Source organism: Alloyangia mangrovi (genome assembly GCF_002300555.2).
GTDB classification, from domain to species: Bacteria; Pseudomonadota; Alphaproteobacteria; order Rhodobacterales; family Rhodobacteraceae; genus Salipiger; species Salipiger mangrovi.
Window position 1 is genome coordinate 35,052 of the sequence record NZ_NTHN02000008.1, and the last position, 12,402, is coordinate 47,453.

General features: G+C 66.7%; 13 protein-coding genes and 1 pseudogene. 9 read left to right on the forward strand and 5 right to left on the reverse strand.

The genetic code is table 11. The features are described 5' to 3' along the window. Positions 1–13: 13 nt before the first annotated feature. Positions 14–319, reverse strand: a complete 306-nt coding sequence (locus CLG85_RS06260; protein ID WP_095881339.1) for a DUF2849 domain-containing protein — start codon at positions 317–319, stop codon at positions 14–16. A 151-nt stretch (positions 320–470) separates the two neighbouring features. Here CLG85_RS06260 and CLG85_RS06265 point away from each other — a divergent pair, with 151 nt between their 5' ends. From CLG85_RS06265 to CLG85_RS06275, 3 genes are all read left to right on the forward strand, one after another. Then, positions 471–926 (forward strand): Lrp/AsnC family transcriptional regulator, encoded by a 456-nt coding sequence (locus CLG85_RS06265; RefSeq protein WP_095881340.1) that lies wholly within the window; start codon positions 471–473, stop codon positions 924–926. A gap of 12 nt (positions 927–938) precedes the next feature. Then, positions 939–1,241, forward strand: a complete 303-nt coding sequence (locus tag CLG85_RS06270; RefSeq protein ID WP_095881341.1) for an Rdx family protein — start codon at positions 939–941, stop codon at positions 1,239–1,241. An 87-nt stretch (positions 1,242–1,328) separates the two neighbouring features. Next, entirely contained in the window at positions 1,329–1,754 is a 426-nt protein-coding gene (locus tag CLG85_RS06275) for an OsmC family protein (protein WP_095881342.1), read from the forward strand. Positions 1,755–2,027: 273 nt separating this feature from the next. On the opposite strand, the pseudogene CLG85_RS06280 reads toward CLG85_RS06275, so the two are convergent. Next, positions 2,028–3,495 (reverse strand): annotated as a pseudogene (locus CLG85_RS06280) (DEAD/DEAH box helicase). Positions 3,496–3,742: 247 nt separating this feature from the next. Further along, positions 3,743–4,582: an AAA family ATPase gene (locus tag CLG85_RS06285; protein WP_095881356.1), complete on the reverse strand. Its 840-nt coding sequence runs from the start codon at positions 4,580–4,582 to the stop codon at positions 3,743–3,745. 274 nt (positions 4,583–4,856) lie between these two features. Between CLG85_RS06285 and dksA the strand changes: the two genes are divergently transcribed. Both dksA and CLG85_RS06295 read left to right on the forward strand, forming a co-directional pair. Continuing rightward, on the forward strand, positions 4,857–5,279 hold the full coding sequence (gene dksA / locus CLG85_RS06290; protein WP_095881344.1) for an RNA polymerase-binding protein DksA: 423 nt from the start codon (positions 4,857–4,859) through the stop codon (positions 5,277–5,279). A 109-nt stretch (positions 5,280–5,388) separates the two neighbouring features. Beyond that, the gene (locus tag CLG85_RS06295; protein WP_095881345.1) at positions 5,389–6,558 is read left to right on the forward strand and encodes an FAD-dependent monooxygenase; all 1,170 of its coding nucleotides are present in this window, start codon (positions 5,389–5,391) and stop codon (positions 6,556–6,558) included. A gap of 4 nt (positions 6,559–6,562) precedes the next feature. Here the strand turns inward: CLG85_RS06295 and CLG85_RS06300 are convergent, their stop codons facing one another. After that, complete coding sequence (locus CLG85_RS06300; RefSeq protein ID WP_095881346.1) at positions 6,563–7,030, reverse strand: CreA family protein; 468 nt, start codon at positions 7,028–7,030, stop codon at positions 6,563–6,565. A 35-nt stretch (positions 7,031–7,065) separates the two neighbouring features. Then, positions 7,066–7,548, reverse strand: coding sequence for a pyridoxamine 5'-phosphate oxidase family protein (locus CLG85_RS06305; RefSeq protein ID WP_235865329.1), 483 nt, complete (start codon positions 7,546–7,548; stop codon positions 7,066–7,068). A 159-nt stretch (positions 7,549–7,707) separates the two neighbouring features. Between CLG85_RS06305 and CLG85_RS06310 the strand changes: the two genes are divergently transcribed. Genes CLG85_RS06310 through CLG85_RS06325 form a run of 4 tightly spaced genes read left to right on the forward strand, consistent with a single transcriptional unit; the run spans position 7,708 to position 12,363 of the window. Continuing rightward, positions 7,708–8,871, forward strand: coding sequence for an isovaleryl-CoA dehydrogenase (locus CLG85_RS06310; protein ID WP_095881347.1), 1,164 nt, complete (start codon positions 7,708–7,710; stop codon positions 8,869–8,871). Between the two features lie 5 nt (positions 8,872–8,876). Continuing rightward, the gene (locus tag CLG85_RS06315; RefSeq protein WP_260348587.1) at positions 8,877–9,179 is read left to right on the forward strand and encodes a hypothetical protein; all 303 of its coding nucleotides are present in this window, start codon (positions 8,877–8,879) and stop codon (positions 9,177–9,179) included. Then, on the forward strand, positions 9,176–10,762 hold the full coding sequence (locus CLG85_RS06320) for an AMP-binding protein (RefSeq protein ID WP_260348588.1): 1,587 nt from the start codon (positions 9,176–9,178) through the stop codon (positions 10,760–10,762). The genes CLG85_RS06315 and CLG85_RS06320 overlap by 4 nt, the downstream gene beginning before the upstream one ends. Next, entirely contained in the window at positions 10,759–12,363 is a 1,605-nt protein-coding gene (locus CLG85_RS06325) for a carboxyl transferase domain-containing protein (RefSeq protein WP_095884225.1), read from the forward strand. Before CLG85_RS06320 ends, CLG85_RS06325 begins: the two co-directional genes overlap by 4 nt. The last annotated feature ends 39 nt before the right edge of the window (positions 12,364–12,402 follow it).

The following is a 12,402-nucleotide window of genomic DNA, read 5'->3' on the forward strand; positions in this document are numbered from 1 at the left end:
GAAGGGCGCCGGATCAGGCGTCGGCTTCGGCCTGCTTGCCGTGGAAATAGTTCGAGGGGCCGGTGCGGCGGAAATCCTCGCGGAAGTGCGTCGGCTCGGCGCCATTGGTCCCCAGCTTGACGTCGGCGAGGTAGACGCCGACCGTCTCCGAAGCGCGGGCCTGCGCGTCCAGAAGACGCATCTGCGCGATCGCCTCGTCGGTGATCACCTCGGCCTTGGCGAGATCGCGCACCCAGCTGTCATCGGCTGCGAGATAGATCACGTCGCCTTCGATCAGCGCATTGGCGGTGACGACCTTGGGCGTGAAGGGCTTCGGCATCGGGATACACTCCGGGTGGGGTTTGTTGCCGTTCAATATAGAATTTTGTCCCCCCTTGCGGCCAGAGGGGCGGAAATATAAGGACATACGTTCCGTCCTGTGGTTAAGGATGGTGCAGACGTTCCAATGCAGGCGAAAGGGCGGAACAGCCATGGCGATCGACGAGACCGACCGGAAAATCCTTCTGGAACTGCAGGAGGACGCGGGCCGTTCGCTGGACGAGATCGCCCGCGCCGTGGGGTCCTCGAAGACCCCGGTGTGGAATCGCATCCGCAAGATGCGCGAGGCCGGGATCATCGGCCCGCAGGTGGTGATCCCCGACCCCGAGAAGCTGGGCTTCGAGGCCTGTTTCTTCGTGCTGATCCGCACCTCCGAGCACGAGGCCGACTGGCAGCGCAAGTTCCTGAAGGCGCTGCGCGAGCGGCCCGAGGTGATGGAGGCGCATCGCCTCGCCGGCGAGATCGACTACATCCTCAAGGTGCGGGTGAAGAACGCCCGGGCCTATGACGTTTTCTACCAGGCGCTGATTTCCGAGGTGAAGGTCTACAACGTGACCGCGCTGCTCTCGATGGAAGAGCTGAAGAACACCAACGCGCTGCCGCTCTGAGGAGGCCGCACCATGACCGATGCTCCCAAACCGCAGGTCTCGATCACCTATTGCACCGGCTGCAACTGGCTCCTGCGCGCCGGCTGGATGGCGCAGGAGTTGCTGCAGACCTTCGGACAGGAGCTTGGCGGGGTGACGCTGGTGCCCGGCTACGGCGGGGCCTACGAGATCTCGGTGGACGGCGTGCTGCTCTGGGAGCGCAAGCGCGACGGCGGTTTTCCCGAGCCCAAGGTCATCAAGCAGCGCCTGCGCGATGTGATCGACCCCGAGCGCGACCTCGGCCATTCCGACCGGCCACCCGGCGCCGGCGCATGAAGTTTTTCCGACAGACGTGACCTTGCGCCGCGCTGTGCTAGGTTCGCGACCAGAGCCCCGTGGGGGCAGAAAGAGGAGACCCAAGACATGATCAACAAGAGCGGATCCGCGAACTGGCAGGGCGGGCTGAAGGACGGGACGGGCACCGTCTCGACCGAGTCCGGCGTGCTGGACAAGCAGAACTACGGTTTCAACAAGCGCTTCGGCGACGAGGCGGGAACCAACCCCGAGGAGCTGATCGCCGCGGCCCACGCCAGCTGCTTCTCGATGGCGCTGAGCAACATCCTCGGGGATTACGACCTCAAGGCCGAGGACATCTCCACCGTCGCCACGGTCACGCTGGAGCAGGTCGACGGCGGCTTCGCGGTCACCAAGAGCCACCTCAAGCTGACCGCCGTGATCCCGGGCGCCAGCGAGGAGACCTTCCTCGAGGCGGCGAACAAGGCCAAGGCCGGTTGCCCGATCTCCAAGCTGCTCAACGCAGAGATCACCATGGACGCCAAGCTGGCCTAATGGTGCGAAGGAAGCGAGGGGCGCTGCCCCTCGCGCCGGAGGCGCGGCACCTGATGAGGCGAGGGGCGCTGCCCCTCGCGCTCCCCGGGATATTTGACCCTAGAAGAAATTGCGGGATGCCTGTCTTTCTTCTAGGTCCAAATATCCCCGCCGGAGGCAGGCCGGACTGGGCCGCATCGATGCCCTCCGGCATGCGCACCGGCCCGGACGAACAGCCTGGACGAAAAGAGCCGCCCCGAGGGGCGGCTCTTTTCTTATGGGGATGTGGCCGCCTCAGCTGGCGCGGCGCTGCTCGAAGCTGAGGGCGATGAACTCGGGCATGTGATCACCCATGCCCACCACGGTGCTCTCGCGCTCGCCCTTGCGACCACGGCCGCGGGGCTTTTCCGCGTTGCGCGGGGCGCGCTCCTGCCGCTCGGCCACCTCAGGCACGGGTGCGGGTGCGGGCGCCTCGGAGACGGGCTCGGTTTTGGGCGCGGCATCCACCTTGGGCGCGGCCTCGCTGCGCTCGGTGCGGCGCGAGCGCGAACGGCTGCGCTTGGCGGGCTTTTCCTCGTCCTGCGGGACCGGTGCGTCGGAGACCGGGGTGCCGCGAACCGGCGAGTCGATGCGCGGGATGTCCTTCTGGATCAGCGCCTCGACGGCCTCGAAGTTCTTCTCGTCCTTCGGCACCACGATGGTGAAGGCCTTGCCCTGGCGCCCGGCGCGCCCGGTGCGGCCGATGCGGTGCACGTAATCCTCGGCGTGGCTCGGCACGTCGAAGTTGAACACATGGCTGACCGAGGGGACATCGAGCCCGCGCGCCGCCACGTCGGAGGCGATCAGCAGGCGGACCGAGCCGTCGCGGAAACCGTCCAGCGTGCGCATGCGCTGCGATTGGTCGAGATCACCGTGCAGCGGGGCGGCGTTGTAGCCGTATTTCTTCAGCGACTTGGCGACGATGTCGACGTCGACCTTGCGGTTGCAGAAGATGATCGCATTGGTGCAGGCGTCGCCTTCCTTGTCGATCAGCGCGCGCAGCACGGCGCGCTTCTCGGAGGCTTCGCGATCCTTGCGGGACGCCTTGAAGAACACCGCGCCCTGCTCGATCGTCTCCGAGGCGGTGGCCTGGCGGGCGACCTCGACCCGCTCGGGGGCCGACAGGAAGGTGTTGGTGATGCGCTCGATCTCCGGGGCCATGGTGGCCGAGAAGAAGAGCGTCTGCCGGGTGAACGGGGTCAGCGAGAAGATCCGCTCGATGTCGGGGATGAAGCCCATGTCGAGCATGCGGTCGGCCTCGTCGACGACCATGATCTGCACGCCGGTGAGCAGCAGCTTGCCGCGCTCGAAATGGTCGAGCAGGCGGCCCGGGGTGGCGATCAGCACGTCGACGCCCTTGTCGATGAGCTGCTCCTGCTCCTTGAACGAGACGCCGCCGATCAGCAACGCCTTGGTCAGCTTCAGGTGCTTTGTGTAGACGTCGAAGTTCTCGGCGACCTGCGCCGCGAGTTCGCGGGTCGGGCAGAGCACCAGGCTGCGCGGCATCCGTGCCCGGGCGCGGCCGCGCGCCAGCAGGGTGATCATCGGCAGCGTGAAGGACGCGGTCTTGCCGGTGCCGGTCTGGGCGATGCCCAGCACGTCGCGGCCCTCGAGCGCGGGGGGGGATGGCGCCTGCCTGGATCGGGGTGGGCGTCTCGTAGCCCGCCTCTTCGATGGCTTTCAGCACCTTGGGGTTCAGGTTCAGGTCGGTAAACTTGGTCATGTAGGTCCGATGCAATGCGGACTCTGAAACGTGGCCCGCGCGTCTGAGGAAGGGCCCGGATGGCCCGAAAGAGCCGCCTTCTGGCAGCCATGATGCGGGCTTGTACCGGAAACAGGCGGGAAAGGTCAATCTGTCGGGGGTTTGGACCGCAAAATCGACGGTTTCAGCCTATTCTGAGGCGCCGGGGACACGGAATCGTGACGTTTGAGGCGGCTCAATCGCAGGAATCTTCCGCCGCGGTAGGGACTCAGCGCTGCCGCCGGGCCATGAAGGCGAGCCGCTCGAAGAGGTGGACGTCCTGTTCGTTCTTCAGCAGCGCGCCGTGCAGCCTGGGCAGCGCATCGGCCCCGCTCTTGCGCAGGTCGGCGGCATCGAGGTCCTCGGCCAGCAGCAGCTTGAGCCAGTCGAGCACCTCGGAGGTCGAGGGCTTCTTCTTCAGCCCCGGCTGCTCGCGCAGCTCGTAGAACTGGGTCAGCGCCTCGGTCAGCAGGGCGGGTTTGATGCCGGGGTGGTGCACCTCGACGATGCGGCGCAGGGTCTCCTCGTCGGGGAAGCGGATGTAATGGAAGAAGCAGCGGCGCAGGAAGGCGTCGGGCAGCTCCTTTTCGTTGTTCGAGGTGATGATCACGATCGGGCGCTGGCGGGCGTGGATGGTTTCGCCGGTTTCGTAGACGTGGAACTCCATGCGGTCGAGTTCCTGCAGCAGGTCGTTCGGGAACTCGATGTCGGCCTTGTCGATCTCGTCGATCAGCAGCACCACCTTGCCCGGCGCATCGAAGGCCTGCCAGAGCTTGCCCTTGCGGATGTAGTTGCCGACGTCATGAACGCGCTCCTCGCCGAGCTGGCTGTCGCGCAGCCGGCTCACGGCGTCATACTCGTAAAGCCCTTGCTGGGCACGGGTGGTGGACTTGATCGACCATTCGATCATCGGCAGGCCAAGCGCCTGAGAAACCTGCCGCGCCAGCTCGGTCTTTCCGGTGCCGGGCTCGCCCTTGACCAGCAGCGGGCGCTCGAGGGTGATCGCGGCATTGACCGCCATTGTCAGATCCTCGGTGGCCACATAGGCCTCGGTGCCCTGGAAGCTCAGCTCGGTCCTCGGGGTCGTCATGTGGCATTCCTCCGCTGCTCTCCCCAGAGGGATAGAGGCCTGCAAACCTCGCTTCAAGCGGGCTTTCAAGGTGCTTCGGAAGGGGGCTGTCACACCGTGGTTACAAAACAGGCAGCTGCCGAAGATTCGTCCGCAACCTATCCCATTGTGTAGTGACATGGGGGGGGTGGGTAGGATAACAGCAGCCTCGCAAGGGGTGCCGGTACCGGTCAGGATTTCCTCGCCGGACACCGGTTTTGAAGAGGGAGCAGAAATGAAGCCCGAGACTTTTCTGCCCGACGATTACCGTCCGGCCGAAGACGAACCTTTCATGAACGAGCGTCAGACGGAATATTTCCGCCGCAAACTGCTCGCATGGAAAAACGACATCCTCGCCGAGAGCCGCGATACGATCGAGGCGCTGCAGGAAGCCACCCGGAACATTCCCGACGTGACCGACCGTGCCAGCGAAGAGACCGACCGCGCGCTTGAACTGCGCACCCGTGACCGTCAGCGCAAGCTGGTTGCCAAGATCGACTCGGCGCTGCGCCGGCTCGAGGAAGGCGAATACGGATATTGCGAAGTGACTGGTGAGCCGATCAGCCTCAAGCGGCTGGATGCGCGTCCGATCGCCACCATGAGCCTCGAGGCGCAGGAGCGCCACGAGCGCCGCGAGAAGGTGCATCGCGACGACTGAGCCCGCGGTGTCCCGGCCCGTGGTCGGGGTGCAAAGGCTTGACAAGACAGGGCGCCGGGGCCATTGGCTCCGGCGTTTTCTTTTTTTCGCCTTTAGCGGGAGCGGCAGGGTGCCGGGCAGGTCAGTCACGATTATCGGAGGGGGCATCGGCGGGTTCGCAGCGGCGCTGGCGCTGCGCCAGCGTGGCTTCGAGGTGCGCGTGCTCGAGCAGGCCGAGGCGATCTCCGAGGTCGGCGCGGGCCTGCAGATCAGCCCCAACGGGCTTCGGGTGATCGAGGCGCTGGGTCTGGCCGAGGGGCTGCGCGCCCGGGCCTGCCGGGCGCAGGCGGTGTCGTTGCGCGATCACCGCCGTGGCTCCGAAGTGCTGCGGCTCGATCTCGGGGGACTGCCTGCGGACTCCGGGTATCACTTCGTCCATCGCGCCGACCTCATCGGGCTGCTGTCGCAAGCGGCGCGCGAGGCGGGGGTGCAGGTGCGGCTGCTGCAGAAGGTCTCGGCGGTGCATCCGGGCGGACCGGTGCGGCTGGAGATGGCGAATGGCGATTCCTGCTCCGCCGACCTGGTGATCGGCGGCGACGGGCTGCATTCGGTGCTGCGCAGCGCGCTCAACGGCGTGACGGCGCCCTTCTTCACCGGGCAAGTTGCCTGGCGCGCGGTGGTGCCCAACCTCACCGGCCACCCGCCCGAGGCGCGGGTGCACATGGGGCCGGGGCGGCACCTCGTCAGCTACCCGCTGCGCGGCGGCAAGATGGTCAATCTCGTTGCCGCCGAAGAACGTCGCGGATGGACCGAGGAAGGTTGGTCGCACTTCGACGATCCCGCCAACCTGCGCGCTGCCTTCTCCGGCTTCGTCGGTGACGTGCCGCAGCTTCTGGCCGCAGTGGACAGGCCCGGGCTCTGGGGGCTCTTCCGTCATCCGGTGGCGCGGCGCTGGTACGGCGAGGGCGTGGCGATCCTGGGCGATGCCGCGCATCCGACGCTGCCGTTCATGGCGCAGGGCGCGAACATGGCGCTGGAGGATGCCTTCGTGCTCGCCACCTGCCTGTCGTCGATGCAAGATCGCGAGGCCGCGCTGGCGCGCTACCAGGCGCTGCGCCGGGACCGCTGCGACAAGATCGTGGCGGCAGCGACCGGCAATGCCTGGAAATACCACCTCAAGAACCCGCTGGTGCGCGGCGTCGCGCATCTGGGCATGGGGATGCTTGGCCGGCTCGCGCCAGAGCGCATGCTTGGCCAGTTCGACTGGATCTACGGCTACGACGCGACGCGGGTCGCCTGAGCGGTCACTCGCCCGACCATTTCGCATCCGTGCCGAAAAGCGGCACCGTCGAGAGCGACACCTTGGCCGACCCCTCGGTCAGTTCCGCCGCATGGGCGAGATAGATCAGTGTCTGGTTCTTTTCGTCGTAGATGCGTTTCACCCGCAGCGACTTGAGGATGATCGAACGCGAGGTGCGGAACACATCCTCGCCATCCTTGTCGCGGTCGATGTCGCCGATCACGATCGGCCCGGTCTGGCGGCAGGAGATCGAGGCATTCGAGGGATCCTCGAACCAGTTTCCCTTGGACAGCCGATCCAGCAGGCCGCGGTCGAAATAGGCGATGTGGCAGGTGACGCCCTGTACCTTGGGGTCGGCAATGGCGTCGATCTCGATGTCATTGCCGACCCAGTCCACGCCCACCTCGCCCACCTGCTCCGCAAGGGTCATCGAGGGCAACAGGCAGAGCAGGGCGAGGAGGGTGGTTTTCATGACAGGTCTCCGGTTAGGTCAGTTTGGCGGCAGGGTCAGAACGCAACCCGACCATGCTCGCCAACATCGGGCGTGTCATCCGTCATCTGCGCCTTTGCGATTTCATAGAGAAAGCTGGCGCCGCCGTTGCTGACCCAGACTTCACCCTCCGTGGGGGTCATCTTGATCAGTTGGACCGACGTATCGTCGCGCCCGTCCTTGAACCAGGCGCTGGCAACCACGCTCCAGATCTCGTCGAGCTTCTTCTCGTCGCTCGAGATTTCCGCCGTGCCGAAGATGTTGGCATAGAGATGGGCCTTGGTGTCGGCGATGTGGAAGCTCACCTCGCCGCTGCTCTTGGCCGCGCGGTCGGCGGCAGAGCCCTTGGCGGTGATGAACCAGATCGCGTTCTCATCCTTGTCCGCATGCGGTGCCATCGGCACCGGGCGTTCACCATCCGCCGCCAGCAGTCCGGCGCGCACGTCCTTCAGTTGCTTCCAGAAATCATTCTTGAGGTCGGTCATGTGATCCTTGGGCATGTCGTCTCTCCTTACCTGAGTGTCACCGGTTCAACGCGCCCGCCGCGGGCCCGTTCCTCGGGATCACGGCAGGGTGACGCGCCTTTGCTGTTGACGGCTGGCGGGCGGCGGGATTAGATATGAACAAGCGTTCAATAACCGCCGGGGAGGGGCGAGCTTATGTTCAACGCGGTCATGACCTTTGACCTTGGAGAAGACGTCAACGCGCTGCGCGAGATGGTGCATCGCTGGGCGCAGGAGCGGGTCAAGCCGATGGCGGCGCAGGTCGACCGGGACAATGCGTTCCCGAACGAGCTGTGGCGCGAGATGGGCGAGCTGGGCCTCTTGGGCATCACCGTGCCCGAGGAGTTCGGCGGTTCCGGCATGGGCTACCTGGCACATGTGGTGGCGGTCGAGGAGATCGCCCGCGCCTCGGCCTCGGTCTCGCTCTCCTACGGCGCGCATTCGAACCTCTGCGTCAACCAGATCAAGCTCAACGGCTCGCCCGAGCAAAAGGCGAAATACCTGCCCGGGCTGATCTCGGGCGCGCATGTCGGCGCGCTTGCCATGTCCGAGCCGAATGCGGGGTCTGACGTGGTCAGCATGAAGCTGCGCGCCGAGAAGAAGAACGACCGTTTCATCCTCAACGGCAACAAGTACTGGATCACCAACGGGCCCGACGCCGACACGCTGGTGGTCTATGCCAAGACCGACCCCGAGGCCGGGTCGAAGGGGATCACCGCCTTCCTCATCGAGAAGAGCATGACCGGCTTCTCGACCTCGCCGCATTTCGACAAGCTCGGGATGCGCGGTTCGAACACCGCCGAGCTGATCTTCGAGGATGTGGAAGTGCCCTTCGAGAACATCCTCGGCGAAGAGGGCAAGGGCGTGCGCGTGCTGATGTCGGGGCTGGATTACGAGCGCGTCGTGCTCGCCGGCATCGGCACCGGCATCATGGCCGCCTGCCTTGACGAGATCATGCCCTACATGGCCGAGCGCAAGCAGTTCGGCCAGCCGATCGGCTCGTTCCAGCTCATGCAGGGCAAGATCGCCGACATGTACACGGCGATGAACTCGGCCCGCGCTTATGTCTACGAGGTCGCCAAGGCCTGTGACCGCGGTGACGTCACCCGTCAGGATGCCGCCGCCTGCTGCCTTTATGCGTCCGAGCAGGCGATGGTGCAGGCGCATCAGGCGGTGCAGGCGATGGGTGGGGCGGGCTTCCTTGCCGATGCGCCGGTGGCGCGGCTCTTCCGCGACGCCAAGTTGATGGAGATCGGCGCCGGCACCTCGGAGATCCGCCGCATGCTGGTGGGTCGCGAGCTGATGAACGCGATGAGCTGAAGGTGATGTCCCGGCCGCTCTGGTATGCCCCTGTGCTGGCGCTTCTCGCGCTGGTGGCACTGGTGGCCTACCGGGCCGGGCTGCAGGCGGCAGAGCTGACGGAAACCGAGGCGATCGCCGCCGCCGCCACGCTCTACGTCGAGACCGGCCCCGAGGGGGCCGAGAGACGCGATTGCACGGGGCGCCCCGCGGAGGCGCCGGTCTGGATCGTGGTGACCTGCGCGCGGGAGGATCTGGCGCATGTCTACGAGATGGACCGGCTGGGGCGCATCCTTCACGCGCGGGTCAGGAGGGGGCCGCAGACATGAACCCATTGTTGCCCGAGGGCACATACGACGAAATGCGGGCGCGCTTCGACTGGCGCGTCCCGCCTCGGCTCAACATGGCCTTGCAGGTCTGCGACGACTGGGCGGCGCTTGAGCCGGAGCGGGTGGCGATCCTCGACCACGGCCGCGGTCCGGTGACCTATGGCGCGCTGGCCCTGCTGTCGCGGCTGGTGCAGGCCGCGCTCGAGGCGCGCGGCGTGGCGCGCGGCGACCGGGTTGGCGTACTGCTCTCGCAATCGCCGCTCTGCGCCGCCGCCCATATCGCCGCCTGGCGGATGGGGGCCATTTCCGTACCGCTGTTCAAGCTCTTCCGCGAGGATGCGCTGCGCTCGCGGCTCGGCGACAGCGGGGCACGGGCGGTGGTGACCGACAAGGAGGGGGCCGGGATGCTGGCGCCGTTCGAGCTGGAGGTGATCACCGGTCTGCCTGTGGAGCCCTCGGTCAGCCCCGTGGCCGAGACCGGCCCCGAGGATCCGGCGATCCTCATCTACACCAGCGGCACCACCGGCAAGCCCAAGGGCGCGCTGCACGGGCACCGGGTGCTCATGGGCCACCTGCCGGGCGTCGAGATGAGCCACGACCGGCTCGGACAGCCGGGCGACGTGCTCTGGACCCCGGCGGATTGGGCGTGGATCGGCGGTCTCTTCGACGTCGCCATGCCCGCGCTGGCGCTCGGCGTGCCCGTGGTGGCCGCGCGCATGGCCAAGTTCGACGTCACGAAGTGCGCGAAGATCTGCGCGGAACACTCTGTGAAAAATGTATTTTTCCCGCCAACGGCCCTGCGCATGCTGAAGGCGGCGGATGCCCGTATCCCAAACCTGCGCTCGGTTGCCAGCGGCGGCGAGCCGCTCGGGGCCGAGATGCTGGCCTGGGGGCGCGAGGCCTTCGGGCTGACCATCAACGAGTTCTACGGCCAGACCGAATGCAACATGGTGGCGAGCTCGGCGGGCACGCTCTTCGATCCGCGCCCGGGCTGCATCGGCAAGCCGGTGCCGGGGCACGAGATCGCGATAATCGACCTCGAAGGCCAGCCCACCGAGGGCGAGGGCGACGTTGCGATCCGCCGGGGCTCGGGCTCGATGATGCTGGAATATTGGCAGAACCCGCAGGCGACGGCGGAGAAGTTCCGCGGCGACTGGCTGCTGACCGGCGACCGCGGCACCTGGGAGGGCGATTACCTGCGCTTCCTCGGGCGCGAGGACGACGTGATCTCCTCCGCCGGCTACCGCATCGGCCCGGCCGAGATCGAGGACTGCCTGATCACCCATCCGGCGGTTCTGACGGTCGGCGTGGTCGGCAAGCCCGACCCGCTGCGCACCGAGATCGTCAAGGCATATATTGTGCTGAAAGACGGCATCGAGGCGGATGCAGAGACCTTGAAGTCCTGGGTGAAAGATAGGTTGGCAACCTATTCCTGCCCAAGAGAAATATCTTTTCTTGAGGCGCTGCCCATGACGGTCACCGGCAAGGTGATCCGCAAGGAGCTGAAGGCCCGCGCCACGGCTGAGGCCGAGCATGAGGCCCAGGATGAGGCAGAGCGCGCAAGAGTTCAGGAGGACACATGAAACTGCAATCCCAGGCCATCCCGTTCTCCGAGACGTTCAAGGCCAACCGCGCGGGCCATCTCGAGGCGCTGCGGCTCATCGATCAGGCCGCGGCGCAGGCGGCGGCTGGCGGCGGTCAGAGGGCCCGCGAGCGCCACGTCTCGCGCGGCAAGATGCTGCCCCGCGAGCGCGTCGCCAACCTGCTCGACCCGGGCACGCCCTTCCTCGAGATCGGCGCCACGGCGGCGCATGGCATGTACGGCGGCGACGCCCCCTGCGCCGGGGTGATCGCCGGTATTGGTCGGGTCATGGGCCGCGAGGTGATGGTGGTCTGCAATGACGCCACGGTGAAGGGCGGCACCTACTACCCGATGACCGTCAAGAAGCACCTGCGCGCGCAGGAGATCGCCGAGGAGAACCATCTGCCCTGCGTCTACCTCGTCGACAGCGGCGGTGCGAACCTGCCGAACCAGGACGAGGTCTTCCCCGACCGCGACCACTTCGGGCGCATCTTCTACAACCAGGCGCGGATGAGCGCCAAGAACATCCCGCAGATCGCCGTGGTCATGGGATCGTGCACCGCGGGCGGCGCCTATGTGCCGGCCATGTCCGACGTGACCATCATCGTGAAGGAGCAGGGCACGATCTTCCTCGCCGGCCCGCCGCTGGTGAAGGCGGCGACCGGCGAGGTGGTCAGCGCCGAGGATCTCGGCGGCGGCGACGTGCACACAAGGCTCTCGGGCGTGGCGGACTATCTGGCCGAGGACGATGCCCATGCGCTGGCGCTCGCACGGCGTGCTGTCGGCGGGCTCAACCGGGTGAAACCAGCGGGGGTGGAGTGGCGCTCGCCCGAGGCCCCGGCCTACGACCCCGAGGAGATCCTCGGGGTGGTGCCCGCCGATCTGCGCACCCCCTATGACATCCGCGAGGTCATCGCCCGGCTGGTCGACGGCTCGCGCTTCGACGAGTTCAAGCCGCGCTATGGCGAGACGCTGGTGACCGGCTTTGCCCATGTCGAGGGCTGCCCGGTGGGGATCATTGCCAACAACGGCGTGCTGTTTTCCGAGGCGGCGCAGAAGGGGGCGCATTTCGTCGAGCTCTGCTCGCAGCGCGGAATCCCGCTGGTCTTCCTGCAGAACATCACCGGCTTCATGGTCGGCCGGAAGTACGAGAACGAGGGCATCGCCCGGCACGGCGCCAAGATGGTGACCGCGGTGGCGACCACCAACGTGCCGAAGATTACCATGCTGGTCGGCGGCTCCTTCGGGGCGGGCAACTACGGCATGGCGGGGCGGGCGTATCAGCCGCGGTTCCTTTGGAGCTGGCCCAACAGCCGTATCTCGGTGATGGGCGGGGCGCAGGCGGCGGGGGTGCTGGCCACGGTCAAGCGTGACGCAATCGAGCGCGGCGGCGGCAGCTGGTCGGAGGCGGAGGAGGCCGCCTTCAAGCAGCCGACCATCGACATGTTCGAGGAGCAGTCGCACCCGCTCTACGCCGCGGCCCGGCTCTGGGACGACGGCTGCGTCGACCCGCGCAAGTCGCGCGCCGTTCTGGCGCTCTCGCTGAGCGCGGCGCTGAACGCGCCGATCGAGGAGACACGCTTCGGCGTGTTCCGGATGTGATGCGCGGGTGTCGGAAGAGAGGGGGCGCTGCCCCCGCGG